Source organism: Streptomyces sp. NPDC091279, from assembly GCF_044757465.1.
Taxonomy (GTDB): domain Bacteria; phylum Actinomycetota; class Actinomycetes; order Streptomycetales; family Streptomycetaceae; genus Streptomyces.
Genome location: NZ_JBIVVA010000005.1, coordinates 110,628 through 128,920, shown reverse-complemented (window position 1 = coordinate 128,920; position 18,293 = coordinate 110,628). Strand labels below are relative to the sequence as shown.

Sequence of the window (18,293 nt, the reverse complement as noted above, 5' to 3'; positions counted from 1 at the left end):
CCCCGATGGACACCGAAGCACAGTCGACGGAGCGCGACCGCTCCTCCCACCCTTCCGCACCCGAGGCCACCTCGGACCCGGAAGGACCGGAGGGACGGTCGCGCTTCTCGTTGCACGACCGCGTCGCCCGCTGGCTGCCCGGCGGCCTCATCAGCGCCACCCTCCTGAGCTGCCTGGTGTTCTCGCTGCTGCTGAACGCCTTCGTGGTCCAGCCCTTCCAGATTCCCAGCGGTTCCATGGAACAGGGATTGAGGATCGGGGACCGCGTTCTCGTAAACAAGGTGGCGTACCGTTTCGGAGCCGCGCCGCGCCGCGGTGATGTCGTGGTCTTCGACGGCACCGGATACTTCGGGAACGGCGACTACATCAAGCGCGTTGTGGGGGTGGGGGGAGACCACGTGGTCTGCTGCGACAAGGCGGGGAGGATCAGCGTGAACGGCCGGTCGGTCGACGAGTCGACGTTCCTGTACCCGGGCGACAGCCCGTCCACGGTCCCCTTCGACGTGGCCGTGCCCGCCGGGACCCTGTTCGTCCTCGGTGACCACCGCGGCGACTCCAGCGACTCCCGCGACCATCTGGGCTCCCCGGGCGGCGGCATGATCCCGGTCGGCCGGGTCGTCGGACGGGCCGACTGGATCGTCTGGCCCACCGCCCACTGGACCCGCCTGCACCGCCCCGTCGCCTACGCGCGCGTACCCGCCGCCGGCGGTGTCCATGGGTAACCGGGGCCGCCCGCGCGGAGCCTCCGACAGCGCGGCGGCCAACCTGCTGCCCACCGGCTCCCGGCGCGCCACCGCGCCCGCCGCCGCCCCGAGCGGTGGCCGCAGCCGCGCCGAGCGCCGCAAGCTCCAGCGCAAGGTGAAACGACGACGCCAGCGCAGCGCGGTCAAGGAGGTCCCGCTGCTGATCGGCGTCGCCGTCCTGATCGCCCTGGTGCTGAAGACGTTCCTCCTCCAGGCCTTCGTGATCCCGTCCGGCTCCATGGAACAGACGATCCAGGTCGGCGACCGGGTCCTCGTCGACAAGTTCACGCCCTGGTTCGGCTCCGAGCCCCAGCGCGGTGACGTCGTCGTCTTCAAGGACCCCGGCGGCTGGCTCGCGGACGAGCAGACCACCACCAAGCAGGACGACCCCATCGTCGTCAAACAGGTCAAGGAAGGCCTCACCTTCATCGGCCTGCTGCCGTCCGCCGACGAGAAGGACCTCATCAAGAGGGTCGTCGGGGTCGGCGGCGACCGGGTCAAGTGCTGTGACTCCCAGGGGCGGGTGACCGTCAACGGCGTTCCCCTGAGCGAAGGTTCCTACCTGTATCCCGGGAACGCGCCCTCCATACAGGAGTTCGACATCACCGTCCCCAAGGGGCGGCTGTGGATGATGGGGGACCACCGGGCCGACTCCGCGGACTCACGCGTCCACCAGGACACCGACTACGGCGGCACCGTCTCCCTGGACTCCGTGGTGGGACGGGCCATGGTCATCGCCTGGCCGTTCGGTCACTGGAACACCCTCAAGGAACCTAAAACTTTCTCCTCGGTGACCAACTCGGCCTCGGGGGCGACCGGGGCCGCCCAGCCGTCGCATAGGGTTGCCTCCGACGATCCGAACGGAACGACCCTCCTCCCGACCCCTGCGGAACTCCCGCTCGTTATGGGAGTGGTGGGCCTGCGCCGGACCTGGGGCAGGCAGCGGCACAGAGTTAGGAGTTGGCGTGGGGGATGTGGCGGTTGGCGCACGATCCGGACACGACGGCGAGGAGCACCGCGGACACCCCGTGGACGAGGCCGACCCGACGGCGGACGGCGCTGTGACCCCCGGGAGTGACGGCGCAGCGGCCGACGAGCGGACCAGGAACGACGGGCAGGGCGGCGGGAAGCGGCCGAAGCAGCAGCGCTCCTTCTGGAAGGAGCTGCCGATCCTGATCGGCATCGCGCTGGTCCTCGCCCTGCTCATCAAGACGTTCCTGGTGCAGGCGTTCTCGATCCCGTCGGACTCGATGCAGAACACCCTCCAGCAGGGCGACCGGGTGCTGGTGGACAAGCTCACCCCGTGGTTCGGCTCCGAGCCCGAGCGCGGCGAGGTCGTCGTCTTCCACGACCCGGACAACTGGCTGGCGGGCGAGCCCACGGCCAACCCGAACGCCTTGCAGAAGGTCCTCAGCTTCATTGGCCTGATGCCGTCGGCCGAGGAGAAGGACCTCATCAAGCGGGTCATCGGCGTCGGCGGCGACACCGTCTCCTGCAAGGGCACCGGCCCGCTGAAGGTCAACGGCAAGGCGCTGAACGACGCGTCGTTCGTCTACCCGGGCAACACCCCGTGCAGCGTGGACGACCAGGGCGGCCAGTTCACGGTGAAGATCCCCAAGGGCTACCTCTGGGTGATGGGCGACCACCGCCAGAACTCCCGGGACTCCCGCTACAACCAGAGCGACGCGAACCACGGCATGGTCCCGGTGAAGGACGTCGTCGGCCGCGCCATCGTGATCGCCTGGCCGATCAACCGCTGGAGCACCCTGCCGATCCCGGACACCTTCGACCAGGCCGGTCTGAACGACCAGAAGGCGTCCGCCGCCGCCCTGACCATCGCGCCGAACGCCGTCGCGCTGGTCGGCGTCGCGCCGATCGCCCTGTGGCGCCGTCGCCGGATCGCCCCGGCCGAGACGCGCTAGCGCGGCACGGTGCGTGATTCGCCCCCGGAGACCTCCTCTCCGGGGGCGAAAGCGTTTGAGGAGCCTTTGCCTCCCGGCCTCGGGGGAAGGGCTGACCGGCTCCCGTACCGCCGGGTAGGGTGCGGACCCATGGGTGGCGAGAGCACGACACGTACGGCCCCGCGCGGCGCCGGCACCGGCCTCACGCGGGGCGCGGGCAAGCTCGGGGAGCGGTTGTCCGGTATCGCGGTGGGACTCGGCATCGTGCTGTTCCTCGGCGGCTTCGCCTGGGGAGCGGTGGCCTACCGCCCGTACACCGTGCCCACCAGTTCCATGGCACCGACGATCGCCGCGGGCGACCGGGTGCTGGCCCAGCGGGTCGACGGCGCCGAGGTCCGCCGGGGTGACGTCGTCGTCTTCGACGACACGAGTTGGGTGACCAACGCGTCCCTCGTCAAGCGGGTCGTGGCGGTGGGCGGCGACACGGTCGCCTGCTGCACCGACGGCAAGCTGACCGTCGACGGCAAGCCGATCGACGAGCCCTATCTGCCGGCCGGCAGCGCCGCCGAGGTCACCGGCTTCGCGACCGTGAAGGTGCCGGCGGGGCGACTGTTCCTGCTCGGCGACGAACGCCAGGGCTCGCTGGACTCCACCGCCCACCTCACCGACGCGGCCAGCGGCACGGTCGCGCGTGACGCCGTCAAGGCCCGCGTGGACGCCGTGGTGTGGCCGCTGGAGGGGATGCTCCAGCGGCCCACCGGGTTCGCGAGCCTCGGCAGCCTCTCCACGCCGGGTCCGCTGCGGGTGATCGTCGCCCTCATCGTGGTGGGCGCGGTGCTGGTGCTCGGGGGCGGTGCCTACGGGCCCCTCGCGAAGCTGTTCGGCCGCCGTGGCGCCGCCCGCAGCGGGACGGAGGCCCTGGGTGCCCGCTGACCCCGCCGGTACCGGCGCCGAGGGCCTGCGCAAGGTCGCCCGGGTGGTGGTGTTCGACCCCGACGACCGCGTCCTGCTCCTGCACGGCCATGAGCCGGACGACCCCTCGGACGACTGGTGGTTCACGCCGGGTGGCGGCGTCGAGGGCGACGAGACGCTGGAGGAGGCGGCCCGGCGGGAACTCTTCGAGGAGACCGGGATCACCGAGGTCGACCTCGGCCCGGTGCTGTGGCGGCGCAGGTGCTCGTTCCCCTTCGCGGGCCGGCGCTGGGATCAGGACGAGTGGTTCCTGCTGGCCCGCACGGCCCAGACGGCGACCGAGGCGGCCGGGCTCACCGAGCTGGAACGGCGCAGTGTCGCCGGAGCGCGCTGGTGGACGTGTGAGGAACTGAGCCAGGCCCATGAGACGGTGTATCCGACCAGACTCGCCGAGCTGCTGACCAGACTGCTCGACGAAGGTCCCCCGGACAGTCCCGAGATCCTTGACACGGAAATCGTCTAGAGGCTCACGGTACTGACGCACAATGGTGGGATCGCACGGCTGAAGGGGAACATGCCATGAGCGCCGAGGACCTCGAAAAGTACGAGACCGAGATGGAGCTGAAGCTCTACCGGGAGTACCGCGATGTCGTCGGTCTGTTCAAATACGTGATCGAGACCGAGCGGCGCTTCTACCTCACCAACGACTACGAGATGCAGGTGCACTCGGTCCAGGGCGAGGTGTTCTTCGAGGTGTCCATGGCGGACGCCTGGGTGTGGGACATGTACCGGCCGGCCCGCTTCGTGAAACAGGTCCGGGTCCTCACATTCAAGGACGTGAACATCGAGGAGCTGAACAAGAGCGACCTCGAACTGCCGGGGGGCTGACGAGGGGCGCGATCCGTGGGCCGGTGTCACACGTGTGAGTGACGGAGTTGTCCACAATCGCTGAGCCGTCCACCAAGATCCACTTCTTGGTGGCGGATGCGTGACGGTGAGCACCGGAGGTGGTGCCCACATGAACACACGCAACGCACGACGCAGTGCGATGGGCAAGTACGGCGAGGACCTGGCCGCGCGGCGGCTGTCCGAGGCCGGAATGACGGTCCTGGCGCGCAACTGGCGCTGTGGCAGGACCGGCGAGATCGACATCGTCGCGGACGACGGGGACGTCCTCGTCGTCTGCGAGGTCAAGACCCGCGCCGGCGGCTCGTACCAGCACCCGATGGCCGCGGTCACCCCGGAGAAGGCGCGGCGGCTGCGCGACCTCGCCGGGCGCTGGACGCAGACCCACGGCGGGGCCCCGCCCGGTGGCGTCCGCATCGACCTGGTCGGCGTCCTGCTCCCCGAGCGCGGCGCACCCGTGGTCGAGCACGCGCGGGGGGTGGCCTGAGATGGGCTTCGCGCGGACGTGTGCGGTGGCGCTGGTGGGCGTCGAGGGAGTCGTCGTCGAGGTCCAGGCGGACCTGGAGCCGGGCGTGGCGGCGTTCACGCTGGTGGGGCTGCCGGACAAGAGCCTGAGCGAGAGCCGGGACCGGGTACGGGCGGCGGTGGTCAACTCCGGTACGGCCTGGCCGTCGAAGAAACTCACGGTGGGACTGAGCCCGGCCTCGGTGCCCAAGGGCGGCTCGGGGTTCGACCTCGCCGTGGCCTGCGCGATCCTCGGGGCCACCGAGCGGATCGATTCCCGGGTGCTGGTGGACCTCGTGATGATCGGGGAGCTGGGCCTCGACGGGCGGGTCAGGCCGGTGCGGGGCATCCTGCCCGCGGTGATCGCCGCGGCCGACGCGGGCTACGAGCAGGTGGTCGTGCCGGAGTGCGCCGCGGCGGAAGCGGCACTGGTGCCCGGGGTGGCGGTGCTCGGCGTCCGCAGCCTGCGCCAGCTCATCGCCGTCCTCACCGACGAACCGGTGCCCGAGGAGGCGCCGGACGAGCAGGGCCGCCCCGACCCGCTGCTGGCCGGACTGCGCGTCCCCGGCGCGGGCACGGCCACCGGGATGCACACGGCCCAGCTCGACCAGGGGAACGACCTCGCCGATGTCGTCGGCCAGTTCTCGGCGCGGACGGCGGTGGAGGTCGCCGCGGCCGGCGGGCATCACCTTTTTTTGGAGGGCGCGCCCGGAGCCGGCAAGACGATGCTGGCCGAGCGGTTGCCCGCGCTGCTGCCCGACCTCACCCGGCAGGAGTCCCTCGAAGTCACCGCGGTGCACTCGGTGGCGGGTCTGCTGCCGCCGGGCAAGCCCATGATCGACGTCGCCCCGTACTGCGCCCCGCACCACTCGGCCACCATGCAGGCGCTGGTGGGCGGCGGACCCGGGGTCGCCCGGCCGGGAGCGGTCTCGCTGTCTCATCGCGGGGTGCTTTTTCTTGATGAGACCCCGGAGTTCAGCAGCCGGGCCCTCGACGCGCTGCGCCAGCCCCTGGAGGCGGGGCATGTCGTCATCGCGCGGAGTGCGGGGGTCGTGCGGTTCCCCGCGAAGTTCCTGATGGTGCTCGCGGCCAACCCGTGCCCGTGCGGCCGCTTCACGCAGACGGACGACTTCTGCGAGTGCGCGCCCTCCGCGATCCGCCGCTACCAGGCCCGCCTGTCCGGGCCCCTCCTCGACCGGGTCGACCTACGGGTCCAGGTGGACCGGGTCACCCGGTCCCAACTCACCGGGCTCGCCGCCCGGGGCGAGTCCACGGCGACCGTCGCCGGCCGCGTCCGGGCGGCCAGGGAACGCGCCGCCGCACGGCTCGCGGACACCCCGTGGGGTACCAACAGCGAGGTCCCCGGACGCGAACTGCGCAGCCGCTGGCACGCGGAACGGGGCGCCATGGACGAGGCCGAACGCTGCCTGGAACGCGGTGCCCTCACCGCCCGCGGCCTCGACCGGGTCCTGCGCGTCGCCTGGAGCGTCGCCGACCTCGCAGGCCACGCCCGCCCCGACGCCACGGACGTCGCCCTCGCCCTGCAACTCCGCACGGGCGTCCCCCGCGGGGTACCGATGACCATCGGGGCACCGGGGTGAGCGATATGAACGGGGGTGGCGAGGCCGACGGGGCCAACGGGGGTGCGCGGGGCGACGAGGTCGGTAGGGCCGACGTCGGTGGGGCCGGTGAGGAGTATGTCGCTCGGGCCTTCCTCACTCGGGTGCTTGAGCCCGGTGACGAGGTGGGCGGGCGGTGGTTGCGGGAGTTGGGGGCCGCAGAGGTGGCCCGGCGGGTGCGGGACGGGCGGCCGCAGCTGGCCGGGGTGACCGACAGGCGGTGGGCCGGGCTCGTGGCCCGGGCGCGGGACGCCGAGGAGCGACGGGACCTCGACATCGCCCGGGCTGCCGGGGTGCGGTTCGTGTGCCCGGGGGACACCGAGTGGCCTCGGCAGCTCGACGACCTCGGGGACGGGCGGCCCCTGGGGCTGTGGGTGCGGGGGCGGCCCAGTCTGCGGATGTGGGCGCTGAGATCCGTCGCCGTCGTCGGCGCCCGCGCGTGCACCGAGTACGGCTCCCACATGGCCGCCACCCTCTCGGCGGGCCTCGCGGAGCGGGGGTGGGTGGTGGTGTCCGGCGGTGCCTTCGGGGTCGACGGGGCCGCTCACCGGGGCGCCCTCGGGGCCGGCGGGGCCACCGTCGCCGTGCTGGCCTGCGGGGTCGACCGGCCCTACCCGCGCGGACACACGGAGTTGTTCACCAGGATCGCGGAACAGGGACTGGTGATCGGTGAGTTGCCGCCGGGCGAGCATCCGACGGCCAGCAGATTCCTCGTCCGCAACCGGGTCATCGCCGCCCTCACCCGGGGCACCGTCGTCGTGGAGGCCGCCCACCGCAGCGGCTCACTGGTCACGGCACGGGCCGCGCGAGGGCTTGGGCGGCACACGATGGGGGTGCCGGGGCCCGCCACCAGCGGCCTCTCCGGCGGGGTGCACGAGCTGCTGCGCGCGGACGCCGTCCTCGTCACCGACGCGGCGGAAGTCGTCGAGGTGGTCGGGGAGATGGGCGACCTCGCCCCGGTCAGGGAAGGCCCCGTGCTCCCCCGTGACCTGCTCGACCCGGGCGCCCGGCAGGTCCTCGCCGCACTCCCGGGACGGGGCGCCGCGCAGGTCCCCGAGATCGCCCGCGGGGCACAGACCACGCAGGACGACACGGTCGCGAGACTGTACGAACTCCGCTCACTTGGCTACGTCGAACGACACGGCGACGGCTGGAAGTTGACACGCCAGGCGGTGATCTCGGTCCGGGCGAAACGACGTCGATGTTGACCGAGCGTGTTCGGCCGTCCGGGGTAAGCCGGACACCGGTGCAAATTCCCGCAGTTGACGACTCGGCCGAGTCACGCAGCGCGACGAGCGTGACTCGGAGGGGTCCTAGAGGAACGTATCTGCGCACGCCTCCCGCCGACTTCTTCGCGCACTGCGACCGTCCAGTCACGCTACGCTCACAAGGATTGCCGCGGAGACAGGCAACTCGACACCAGCGCGACACCTCACCCAGGTACCCCCACTTCACTGCAAGAACGGCACAAGGCGACGAATGCCCCAGCACACCTCCGGGTCCGACCGGGCGGCCATCCCCCCAGCCGCCCGCGACGGTGGCAGTGTCCGGCCGCCGGCTCCCTCGACGCTCGACGAACTGTGGCGGTCGTACAAGGCGACGGCCGACGAACGGCTGCGGGAGCAGTTGATCCTGCACTACTCGCCGCTGGTGAAATACGTCGCGGGCCGGGTGAGCGTCGGCCTGCCGCCCAACGTCGAGCAGGCCGACTTCGTGTCCTCCGGGGTGTTCGGGCTGATCGACGCGATCGAGAAGTTCGACATCGACCGGGAGATCAAGTTCGAGACGTACGCGATCACCCGGATTCGGGGCGCGATGATCGACGAGTTGCGGGCGCTCGACTGGATTCCCAGATCCGTGCGGCAGAAGGCACGCAACGTCGAGCGGGCCTACGCGACCCTGGAAGCGCGGCTTCGGCGGACCCCCTCGGAGGGCGAGGTGGCCGCCGAGCTGGGCATCGCGGTGGATGAACTGCACGCCGTGTTCAGCCAGTTGTCGCTGGCCAACGTCGTGGCGCTGGAGGAGCTGCTGCATGTGGGCGGCGAGAGCGGCGACCGGCTCAGCCTCATGGACACCCTGGAGGACACCGCCGCGGACAACCCGGTGGAGGTCGTCGAGGACCGTGAGCTGCGGCGGTTCCTGGCGCGGGCGATCAACACGCTCCCGGACCGGGAGAAGACCGTCGTCACGCTCTACTACTACGAGGGCCTCACGCTCGCCGAGATCGGCAACGTGCTCGGGGTCACCGAGAGCCGGGTCAGCCAGATCCACACCAAATCGGTGCTTCAGTTGCGGGCGAAGCTGGCGAGTTTCGGCCGCTGAGTGGCTGGCGGGGGAGGTGTCCCGGTGGAGCGACTCCCGTCCGGGGCGGTCCGTCCGTAAAGTGGTGGACGTGCCAAGGATTCGAGCGGCCTCCGTGGCCGAGCACCGGTCGATGCAGCGAGCCGCCCTGCTGGACGCGGCGCGGTCCCTCCTGTCCGAGGGCGGTACGGAGGCGCTGACCTTCCCCGCCCTGGCCGAGCGGACCGGGCTCGCGCGGTCATCCGTGTACGAGTACTTCCGGTCCCGCGCGGCCGTCGTCGAAGAGCTGTGCGAGGTCGACTTCCCTGTCTGGGCCGCGGAGGTCTCGGCGGCGATGGAGCGGGCGGACAGTGCCGAGGGCAAGGTCGAGGCGTATGTGCGTCAGCAGCTCGCGCTGGTCGGGGACCGGCGGCACCGGGCCGTCGTGGCGATCTCCGCGGTCGAGCTGGATGCCGGGGCGCGGGAGAAGATCCGTGCGGCGCACGGGGGGCTGGTCGCGATGATCGGTGAGGCGCTCGCGGAGTTGGGGCATGCCGAGCCTCGGCTCGCGGCGATGCTGCTGCAAGGGGTGGTGGACGCGGCTGTGCGGCGGATCGAGTTGGGGGCGGCGGAGGAGCCGGGGGCGATCACTGCGGCGGCGGTTTCTATGGCACTGCGGGGTGTGCGGGGCGGTTTTTCGGGCTGACGGTTCTTTCCCCCCCACGGGGGAGGGGGCGGTGGGTGGTGCTTGCCCTCTTGACCTCTTGCCCTCTTGCCCTTGCGTGGGGTGGGGGTGGTGGGGGCGGGCCGTGGGTGGGTGGGTGCGGGTCGGTGGGGGGTTTGCGCAGTTCCCCGCGCCCCTGGGGGGTGGGTGTCGGCGTTCCGTCTGGTGCTAGTGGCTGGCCTCCAGTGCTCGTCGTCGCGTGGTGTTTCGGGTGCGGCGGTGTGGGGGCTGGTCGCGCAGTTCCCCGCGCCCCTGGGGGTGGGGGTGTCGGGCATTGGATTGGTGCTGGTCGGCTTCAGTGCTCGTTGTCTTGTGGTGTTTCGGGTGCGGGTCGGTGGGGGCTGGTCGCGCCCCTGGGGGTGGGGGTGTCGGGCGTTGGATTGGTGCTGGTCGGCTTTAGTGCTCGTTGTCTTGTGGTGTTTCGGGTGCGGGGTGGTGGGGGCTGGTCGCGCCGTTCCTCGCGGCCCTGGGTGGGTTGATGGGGGCGTTCGTTCTAGCGGTAGCGGGGTTCAGTGGTTGTCCTGGGTGGGTGAGGTGCCCGGGGTTTGTCCGGTGGCTTCATAGTGGGCGGGCTGCCTTGGTACCGGGATGTTCAGGACCGGGAGTAGTCGGGGGTGGGCTGGGTTTAGGAGCCAGGGGGGTAGGAGGAGCAGGGGGTTCAGGTAGGTCTTGGGGGTGCGGAGGCCCCAGTGGAGGCAGGGGGTTGGACAGTGGAGCGGGGTGGGGGAGAGGGTGGCCACCTGGGTGCCCGGGGTTACCTCGGTGCCGTTGGGGACCGTGGGTGTCACTGGCTCGTAGGTTGTGCGTAACGGGGTTCCCGTGAGGGAGATCGTGACCACGCCTCGGCCTGCTACCTGGCCTGCGAAGGTCACTCGGCCTGGTGCCACCGCTCGGACCGGGGTGCCTGCCGGGGCTGTCAGGTCCACGCCTCGGTGGCCCCGGCCGTAGGGCGTCGCCGGAGGGTCCCAGCCCCGGGAGACCGGGGGACGGTTCCCCACCGGCCAGGCGCCGGCGATCGCGGGGACCTGCTCGGTGGAGGTCGACACCGGGACGGGCGGGGCCGGAGACGGCCAGGGCAGGAGCAGGGCCGCCGGGAGCAGGCACAGCCACCGGGCGGCGTGGTGGAGGAGTGGGCGGATCGTTCGTCGCATGGGCTCACGGTCCCGCAGATCCCCAGGTCGGGCCGGGACCTGTGGAGTACTCCCCGGTTGTGGACAACGAGGTCACCCGGCACCTCGCGGGTCCCGTACACTTCTTCTGGCGATCCGGGTCACCGGGTCGACTTCGCACGCCCCGACACGAGGCCCTCATCGGCCTCCGTCAGCGCCCCTCGGTCCTTTGCGGCAGGGCGCGCGCGGGCGTCAGGCGCGGAAGCCGTCCGGCATCCGCGGCACAACCGAGAAATCCTAGGAGTGCGGCCATGGCCGTCGTCACGATGCGGGAGCTGCTGGAAAGCGGCGTCCACTTCGGTCACCAGACCCGTCGCTGGAACCCGAAGATGAAGCGCTTCATCTTCACCGAGCGCAACGGCATCTACATCATCGACCTGCTCCAGTCGCTGTCGTACATCGACCGCGCCTACGAGTTCGTCAAGGAGACCGTCGCCCACGGCGGCACGGTCATGTTCGTCGGCACGAAGAAGCAGGCGCAGGAGGCCATCGCCGAGCAGGCCACCCGCGTCGGCATGCCCTACGTCAACCAGCGCTGGCTGGGCGGCATGCTCACCAACTTCTCGACCGTCTACAAGCGGCTCCAGCGCCTCAAGGAGCTTGAGCAGATCGACTTCGACGACGTCGCCGCGTCGGGTCTCACCAAGAAGGAGCTTCTCGTGCTCTCGCGCGAGAAGGCCAAGCTGGAGAAGACCCTCGGTGGTATCCGCGAGATGCAGAAGGTGCCCAGCGCCGTCTGGATCGTGGACACCAAGAAGGAGCACATCGCCGTCGGTGAGGCCCGGAAGCTGAACATCCCGGTCGTCGCGATCCTCGACACCAACTGCGACCCCGACGAGGTCGACTACAAGATCCCGGGCAACGACGACGCGATCCGCTCCGTCACCCTGCTCACCCGCGTCATCGCCGACGCCGTCGCCGAGGGCCTCATCTCCCGTTCCGGCGTCAACACCGGCGACAAGGGTGAGAAGGCCGCCAGCGAGCCCCTCGCCGAGTGGGAGCGCGACCTGCTTGAGGGCGAGAAGAAGGCCGACGACGCCGAGGTCCAGACCTCCGCCGAGACCGAGAAGGTCGCTGACGCCGAGCAGGCCGAGGCGCCCGTCGAGGCCGCCGCCGAGACCGTCACCGAGGCGCCCGCCGAGGCTGCTGCCGAGGCCCCCGCCGCGGACGCCGAGCAGGCCTGACCCCTCACCCCTCCGGGTTCTGAACGGCGGGGGCCGCGAAGCCCCCGCCGTTCGGCCCGTAGATCTTCAGACTTCGAGAGAGATTCCAGGATCATGGCGAACTACACCGCCGCCGACGTCAAGAAGCTCCGCGAGCTCACGGGCGCCGGCATGATGGACTGCAAGAAGGCGCTGGACGACGCCGACGGCAACGTCGAGAAGGCCGTCGAAGAGCTCCGGATCAAGGGCCAGAAGGGCGTCGCCAAGCGCGAGGGCCGCTCCGCCGAGAACGGCGCCGTGGTCTCCCTCATCGCCGACGACCACACCTCCGGTGTCCTGGTCGAGCTGAAGTGCGAGACGGACTTCGTCGCCAAGAGCGAGAAGTTCCAGGCCGTCGCCAACCAGATCGCCACGCACGTCGCCGCGACCGCCCCGGCCGACCTCGCCGCGCTGCTCGCCTCCGAGATCGAGGCCGGCAAGACCGTCCAGGCGTTCGTCGACGAGGCCAACGCCAACCTCGGCGAGAAGATCGTCCTCGACCGCTTCGCGCAGTTCGCCGACGGCTTCGTTCTCGCGTACATGCACCGCACGATGCCCGACCTGCCCCCGCAGATCGGTGTCCTCGTCGAGCTGGACAAGGAGAACGCCGAGGTCGCCAAGGGCATCGCCCAGCACATCGCCGCCTTCGCGCCGAAGTACCTGGCCAAGGAGGACGTGCCGGCCGAGGTCGTCGAGTCCGAGCGTCGCATCGCCGAGGAGACCACCCGCGCCGAGGGCAAGCCCGAGGCCGCGATCGCCAAGATCGTCGACGGTCGTGTGAACGGCTTCTTCAAGGACGCGACGCTGCTCGGTCAGCCGTACGCGCTCGACAACAAGAAGTCGGTCCAGAAGGTCCTGGACGAGGCCGGTGTCACCCTTCAGCGCTTCTCGCGCATCAAGGTCGGCATCTGAGTCCGTACCGCGACGGACGCCCACTCCCGATAGGGTCGAGGGCAGGTCGTCCGGGCACGCCGTCACCCACACGCGCGTGACGGACGACAGCAGAACTGACAAGGAGGCCATTGCCGAGCATGGGATGCGAACGACACCCCGGCGGCAATGGCCTTCTTGGTATGTGCACCACGTGAAAGAGGCGGGATCTCGATGACCACCAAGCCCCAGAAGAGCGACGACGGCAAGGTACGCGGCCGGTTTCTGCTGAAGCTGTCAGGAGAAGCCTTCTCCGGCGGTGGCGGCCTGGGCGTCGACCCCGACGTGGTCCACAAGATCGCCCGTGAGATCGCGGCCGTCGTACGCGACGGCGCCGAGGTCGCCGTCGTCATCGGCGGCGGCAACTTCTTCCGCGGCGCCGAACTCCAGCAGCGCGGCATGGACCGGGCCCGCTCCGACTACATGGGCATGCTCGGCACCGTCATGAACTGCCTCGCCCTCCAGGACTTCCTGGAGAAGGAGGGCATCGACAGCCGCGTGCAGACCGCCATCACCATGGGCCAGGTCGCCGAGCCGTACATCCCGCTGCGCGCCGTGCGGCACCTGGAGAAGGGCCGCGTCGTCATCTTCGGCGCCGGTATGGGCATGCCCTACTTCTCCACCGACACCACCGCCGCCCAGCGCGCCCTGGAGATCGACGCCGAGGCCCTGCTCATGGGCAAGAACGGCGTGGACGGCGTCTACGACTCCGACCCCAAGACCAACCCGGACGCGGTCAAGTTCGACGCGCTCGGCTACGGCGACGTCATCACCCGCGACCTCAAGGTCGCCGACGCCACCGCCGTCACTCTGTGCCGCGACAACAAGCTTCCGATCCTCGTCTTCGAGCTTCTGGCGGAGGGCAATATCGCGCGCGCCGTCAAGGGTGAGAAGATCGGCACCCTTGTGGGTGACCAGGACGGCCGCGACTGACAGGCAACACCTACGGCCCCTGACCGGGGGATGGACAATGTCCCGCCGGTCGGGAACCGTGCAAGAAGACGCGACGCAGCCGGCCGCCGCCCCGACCAGGAACCGCAGCCGGGCCTTACTCAAGACACGCAGGAGCAAGTGGTGATCGAAGAGACCCTCCTCGAAGCCGAGGAGAAGATGGAGAAGGCCGTCGTGGTCGCCAAGGAGGACTTCGCCGCGATCCGCACCGGGCGTGCGCACCCGGCGATGTTCAACAAGATCGTGGCCGACTACTACGGCGCGCTGACGCCGATCAACCAGCTGGCCTCGTTCTCCGTGCCCGAGCCCCGCATGGCGGTCGTGACGCCGTTCGACAAGACGGCCCTGCGCAACATCGAGCAGGCCATCCGCGACTCCGACCTCGGCGTCAACCCCGGCAACGACGGCAGCATCATCCGCGTCCACTTCCCGGAACTGACCGAGGAACGCCGCCGCGAGTACATCAAGGTCGCCCGGACCAAGGCCGAGGACTCGAAGATCTCGATCCGCGCCGTGCGCCGCAAGGCCAAGGACGCCCTCGACAAGCTCGTCAAGGACAAGGAGTCCGGCGAGGACGAGGTCCGCCGTGCTGAGAAGGAACTCGACGACGCCACCGCGAAGTACGTCGCCCAGGTGGACGAGCTCCTCAAGCACAAGGAAGCGGAGCTGCTAGAGGTCTGATGAACGACTCTTCCTGGGGGGCGCCGCCGCAGGCCGGGTACTGGGCGCCGTCCGACCGGGGCCCTGTCCCGGGTGCTGCCCCGGCGGGTCCCACGTACGACGCGCCTCCGGCGCAGCAGACTCGCCCCATGCCCATCGTGCCCGAGGGACCCGCGTACGGCGGAGACCAGGATGACGACCGGGGGGCCGCTTCGTCGAGCGGCCCCTCGTTCCGCGACGACACGCCACACGTGCCGCCCCACCCGGCGGCCCAGCAGAATCCGGAGCCCATGCCCGACGCCCCACAGCCGGCGCCCGCACCGCAGAAGAAGAGCGCGGGCCGGGACCTGGGCGCGGCCATAGGGGTCGGCCTCGGACTCGGCGTGGTGATCATCGCGTCGTTGTTCTTCGTCAAGGCCGCGTTCATCGGCGTGATAGCGGTGGCCGTGGTCGTCGGGCTGTGGGAGCTGACCAGTCGGCTCCAGGAGCGCAAGGGCATCAAGGCGCCGCTGGTCCCGCTGGCGGTCGGCGGCGCGGCGATGGTCGTCGCCGGGTACGTCCGGGGGCCCGAGGGCGCCTGGGTCGCCATGGCACTCACCGCGCTCGCCGTCCTCGTCTGGCGTATGACGGAACCGCCCGAGGGCTACCTCAAGGACGTCACGGCGGGCGTCTTCGCCGCGTTCTACGTGCCGTTCCTGGCGACGTTCGTCGCGATGATGCTGACGGCTCACGACGGGGCGTACCGGGTACTGACGTTCCTGCTGCTGACCGTCGTGAGCGACACGGGCGCGTACGCCGTCGGCTGGCGCTTCGGCAAGAACAAGCTCGCCCCCCGCATCAGCCCCGGCAAGACCCGCGAGGGCCTGGTCGGCGCGGTGACGTTCGCCATGGTGGTCGGCGCGCTGTTGATGCAGTTCCTGATCGACAACGGCACCTGGTGGCAGGGTCTGCTGCTCGGCCTCGCCGTCGCCGCCACCGCGACCCTCGGTGACCTCGGCGAGTCGATGATCAAGCGCGACCTCGGCATCAAGGACATGGGCACGCTGCTGCCGGGCCACGGCGGCATCATGGACCGGCTGGACTCCTTGCTGCCCACGGCGCCGGTGGTGTGGTTGTTGCTGGTGGTGTTCGTCGGCTCCGGCTGACCGGCAGTACCGCGCACGGACGTGGAGCCCCTGACCCTTGCCGGGCGGGGGCTCCCGTGCGTTCCGCGGGGCCTGAAGAGGCGGTTATCCACAGGGGGAACGGGCCACTGCGCGGAGTCTGCGACACTGGTACCGCCATGCCTAAGCCCGGAGAACTCACATTCGTCGCCCCGCGCGGAGCCAAGAAGCCGCCGCGGCATCTCGCCGACCTCACGCCCGCCGAGCGCAAAGACGCCGTGGCCGAGATCGGTGAGAAGCCGTTTCGTGCCAAGCAGCTGTCGCAGCACTACTTCGCGCGGTACGCGCACGACCCCGCGGAGTGGACCGACATCCCCGCGGGCGCGCGCGAGAAGCTCAGAGAGGCGCTGCTGCCCGAGCTGATGACCGTCGTACGGCATCTGTCGACGGACGAGGGCAGTACCCGCAAGACGCTGTGGCGACTGTTCGACGGGACGCTCGTCGAGTCCGTGCTGATGCGCTACCCGGACCGGGTCACCATGTGCATCAGCTCACAGGCCGGCTGCGGGATGAACTGCCCGTTCTGCGCGACCGGGCAGGCCGGTCTGGACCGGAACCTGTCGACGGGCGAGATCGTGCACCAGATCGTCGACGGCATGCGGGCGCTGCGCGACGGTGACGTGCCGGGCGGGCCCGCGCGGCTGTCCAACATCGTCTTCATGGGCATGGGCGAGCCCCTCGCCAACTACAAGCGGGTCGTCGGCGCCATCCGCGCCCTCACCGACCCGGCCCCGGACGGGGTCGGTCTCTCGCAGCGCGGGATCACCGTGTCGACGGTCGGACTGGTCCCGGCGATCAACCGGTTCGCCGACGAGGGCTTCAAGTGCCGTCTTGCGATCTCCCTGCACGCGCCCGACGACGAGCTGCGCGACACCCTCGTGCCCGTGAACACCCGCTGGAAGGTCCGTGAGGTCCTCGACGCCGGGTTCGAGTACGTCGAGCGGTCCGGGCGGCGGCTGTCCATCGAATACGCCCTGATCCGCGACATCAACGACCAGGCGTGGCGCGGCGACCGGCTCGGGCGGATGCTCAAGGGCAGGCCCGTGCACGTCAACCTGATCCCGCTCAACCCCACGCCCGGCTCCAAGTGGACGGCGTCACGCCCCGAGGACGAGAAGGCGTTCGTCGAGGCGATCGCGGCCCACGGGGTGCCGGTGACCGTGCGGGACACCCGGGGCCAGGAGATCGACGGTGCCTGTGGACAGCTCGCGGCCACCGAGCGGTAGCCTGACCGGGTGAGGTGATCCCGTCAGGTCGCCTCTTCTCAGGACGAACATCTTCATATTCCGACAGGGGAGCGCCACAGCGCTGAGAGTGCGGCAACCTGGCCGCAGACCCTCTGAACCTCGCCCAGGTCATTCTGGGTAGGAAGTTCGGACACTACTCATGCTGTTGCGCCCTGCCCTGGACCCGTTCACGGTCCCGGGCAGGGCCGCGTCTCTTCCTGGTCACCCCCAGGAGGAAAACCAGTGCACACCAAGAAGCCGCTCAACGGGCGGCCGCACACCAGGAAGCTCACGGCGGTGGCCGTCGGCCTCGGCCTCGTCACGCTCTCCGCGTGCGGCTCGTCGACCGGCGACCACGCGGCCGACTCCACGACCGTCACCCTCGTCAGCCATGACTCCTGGGCCGTCTCCAAGGACGTCCTCGCGGACTTCGAGAAGCGGTCCGGTTACACGGTCCGCGTCCTCAAGGACGGCGACGCCGGGCAGGCCGTCAACAAGGCGATCCTCACCAAGGACAACCCGCAGGGCGACGTCTTCTTCGGCGTCGACAACACCCTGCTCTCCCGCGCCCTCGACAACGGACTGTTCCAGTCGTACCAGGCCAAGGGCGCCGCCACCGTCGAGTCCCGCTACCGGGTCGACCAGGGCAAGCACCGGGTCACCCCCATCGACACCGGCGACATCTGTGTCAACTACGACAAGGCCTACTTCAGCAAGCACCGGCTGGCCCCGCCGACCTCCTTCGCCGACCTGACCGACCCGGCGTACAAGAACCTCCTCGTCACCGAGAACGCCGCCACCTCCTCGCCCGGCCTCGGCTTCCTGCTCGGCACCGCCGCCGAGTACGGCAGCGGGGGCTGGCAGAGCTACTGGAAGAAGCTGAAGGCCAACGGCGTCAAGGTCGTCGACGGCTGGGAGCAGGCGTACAACGAGGAGTTCTCCGGGTCGGCCGGCGGCAAGAAGGCCAAGGGGGACCGCCCGCTGGTCGTCTCCTACGCCTCCTCGCCGCCCGCCGAAGTGGTCTACGCCGACCCGCAGCCGGCCACCGCGCCCACCGGCGTCGCGGACGGCACCTGCTTCCGGCAGACCGAGTACGCGGGGCTGCTCAGCAACGCGGGCAACACCAAGGGCGGCAAGGCGCTGATCGACTTCCTGCTCACCAAGGAGTTCCAGCAGGACATGCCGCTGAACATGTTCGTGTACCCGGTGGTCCGGGGTGCCCAGGTGCCGTCCGTGTTCACCAAGGACGGTCCGCAGGCCGAGGACCCCGAGACCATGGCGCCCGAGAAGATCGCCGCCAACCGCGACCAGTGGGTCAAGTCGTGGACGTCACTCGTACTGAAGTAGCCCCGGCGCCCCCGGACCCGGCCCGCACCCCGGCCCGCACCCCGATCCCGGCCCGC

19 protein-coding genes and 1 riboswitch are annotated in these 18,293 nt (G+C 70.4%); of the genes, 18 read left to right on the top strand and 1 reads right to left on the bottom strand.

Going from position 1 to position 18,293, the window contains the following annotated elements:
• The first annotated feature begins 5 nt into the window (after positions 1-5).
• The 11 genes from lepB (ACIQOU_RS14010) (at position 6) to ACIQOU_RS13960 (ending at position 9,571) form a co-directional block, all read left to right on the top strand.
• A complete protein-coding gene (gene lepB, locus ACIQOU_RS14010; RefSeq protein WP_401536892.1) occupies positions 6-722 on the top strand; it encodes a signal peptidase I in 717 nt (238 codons plus the stop codon).
• Positions 715-1,821 (top strand): signal peptidase I, encoded by a 1,107-nt coding sequence (gene lepB / locus ACIQOU_RS14005; protein ID WP_401537344.1) that lies wholly within the window; start codon positions 715-717, stop codon positions 1,819-1,821. The genes lepB (ACIQOU_RS14010) and lepB (ACIQOU_RS14005) overlap by 8 nt, the downstream gene beginning before the upstream one ends.
• Positions 1,709-2,665, top strand: coding sequence for a signal peptidase I (lepB, locus tag ACIQOU_RS14000; protein ID WP_401536890.1), 957 nt, complete (start codon positions 1,709-1,711; stop codon positions 2,663-2,665). Before lepB (ACIQOU_RS14005) ends, lepB (ACIQOU_RS14000) begins: the two co-directional genes overlap by 113 nt.
• A gap of 129 nt (positions 2,666-2,794) precedes the next feature.
• Positions 2,795-3,577 (top strand): signal peptidase I, encoded by a 783-nt coding sequence (gene lepB / locus ACIQOU_RS13995; protein WP_401536888.1) that lies wholly within the window; start codon positions 2,795-2,797, stop codon positions 3,575-3,577.
• Positions 3,567-4,079, top strand: a complete 513-nt coding sequence (locus ACIQOU_RS13990; RefSeq protein WP_401536887.1) for an NUDIX hydrolase — start codon at positions 3,567-3,569, stop codon at positions 4,077-4,079. The genes lepB (ACIQOU_RS13995) and ACIQOU_RS13990 overlap by 11 nt, the downstream gene beginning before the upstream one ends.
• Positions 4,080-4,135: 56 nt before the next feature.
• Positions 4,136-4,444, top strand: coding sequence for a DUF2469 domain-containing protein (locus ACIQOU_RS13985; RefSeq protein ID WP_003965949.1), 309 nt, complete (start codon positions 4,136-4,138; stop codon positions 4,442-4,444).
• A 100-nt stretch (positions 4,445-4,544) separates the two neighbouring features.
• Positions 4,545-4,949, top strand: coding sequence for a YraN family protein (locus tag ACIQOU_RS13980; RefSeq protein ID WP_401536886.1), 405 nt, complete (start codon positions 4,545-4,547; stop codon positions 4,947-4,949).
• Position 4,950: 1 nt separating this feature from the next.
• Complete coding sequence (locus ACIQOU_RS13975; RefSeq protein WP_401536884.1) at positions 4,951-6,567, top strand: YifB family Mg chelatase-like AAA ATPase; 1,617 nt, start codon at positions 4,951-4,953, stop codon at positions 6,565-6,567.
• 5 nt (positions 6,568-6,572) lie between these two features.
• Complete coding sequence (gene dprA, locus ACIQOU_RS13970) at positions 6,573-7,793, top strand: DNA-processing protein DprA (protein ID WP_401536883.1); 1,221 nt, start codon at positions 6,573-6,575, stop codon at positions 7,791-7,793.
• Between the two features lie 271 nt (positions 7,794-8,064).
• Positions 8,065-8,907: an RNA polymerase sigma factor WhiG gene (whiG, locus tag ACIQOU_RS13965; RefSeq protein WP_401536882.1), complete on the top strand. Its 843-nt coding sequence runs from the start codon at positions 8,065-8,067 to the stop codon at positions 8,905-8,907.
• A gap of 94 nt (positions 8,908-9,001) precedes the next feature.
• The gene (locus tag ACIQOU_RS13960; RefSeq protein WP_401537343.1) at positions 9,002-9,571 is read left to right on the top strand and encodes a TetR/AcrR family transcriptional regulator; all 570 of its coding nucleotides are present in this window, start codon (positions 9,002-9,004) and stop codon (positions 9,569-9,571) included.
• Positions 9,572-10,098: 527 nt separating this feature from the next.
• On the opposite strand, the gene ACIQOU_RS13955 is transcribed toward ACIQOU_RS13960, so the two are convergent.
• Complete coding sequence (locus ACIQOU_RS13955) at positions 10,099-10,740, bottom strand: M23 family metallopeptidase (protein ID WP_401536881.1); 642 nt, start codon at positions 10,738-10,740, stop codon at positions 10,099-10,101.
• Positions 10,741-11,009: 269 nt separating this feature from the next.
• Here ACIQOU_RS13955 and rpsB point away from each other — a divergent pair, with 269 nt between their 5' ends.
• The 7 genes from rpsB to ACIQOU_RS13920 all read left to right on the top strand — a co-directional run bounded on the left by rpsB (position 11,010) and on the right by ACIQOU_RS13920 (position 18,237).
• Entirely contained in the window at positions 11,010-11,942 is a 933-nt protein-coding gene (rpsB, locus tag ACIQOU_RS13950; protein ID WP_401536880.1) for a 30S ribosomal protein S2, read from the top strand.
• 93 nt (positions 11,943-12,035) lie between these two features.
• Complete coding sequence (gene tsf / locus ACIQOU_RS13945) at positions 12,036-12,872, top strand: translation elongation factor Ts (protein WP_401536879.1); 837 nt, start codon at positions 12,036-12,038, stop codon at positions 12,870-12,872.
• Positions 12,873-13,064: 192 nt separating this feature from the next.
• Positions 13,065-13,823: a UMP kinase gene (pyrH, locus tag ACIQOU_RS13940; RefSeq protein WP_401536878.1), complete on the top strand. Its 759-nt coding sequence runs from the start codon at positions 13,065-13,067 to the stop codon at positions 13,821-13,823.
• Positions 13,824-13,964: 141 nt separating this feature from the next.
• On the top strand, positions 13,965-14,522 hold the full coding sequence (gene frr / locus ACIQOU_RS13935; protein WP_401536877.1) for a ribosome recycling factor: 558 nt from the start codon (positions 13,965-13,967) through the stop codon (positions 14,520-14,522).
• Positions 14,522-15,646 carry a phosphatidate cytidylyltransferase gene (locus ACIQOU_RS13930; RefSeq protein ID WP_401536875.1) on the top strand — a complete coding sequence of 375 codons (1,125 nt, stop codon included), beginning with the start codon at positions 14,522-14,524 and terminating at the stop codon, positions 15,644-15,646. The genes frr and ACIQOU_RS13930 overlap by 1 nt, the downstream gene beginning before the upstream one ends.
• Before the next feature lie 137 nt (positions 15,647-15,783).
• Positions 15,784-16,890, top strand: a complete 1,107-nt coding sequence (gene rlmN / locus ACIQOU_RS13925) for a 23S rRNA (adenine(2503)-C(2))-methyltransferase RlmN (protein ID WP_401536874.1) — start codon at positions 15,784-15,786, stop codon at positions 16,888-16,890.
• Positions 16,891-16,945: 55 nt separating this feature from the next.
• Positions 16,946-17,053: riboswitch (TPP riboswitch) on the top strand.
• A gap of 80 nt (positions 17,054-17,133) precedes the next feature.
• Entirely contained in the window at positions 17,134-18,237 is a 1,104-nt protein-coding gene (locus ACIQOU_RS13920) for a thiamine ABC transporter substrate binding subunit (RefSeq protein WP_401536873.1), read from the top strand.
• The last annotated feature ends 56 nt before the right edge of the window (positions 18,238-18,293 follow it).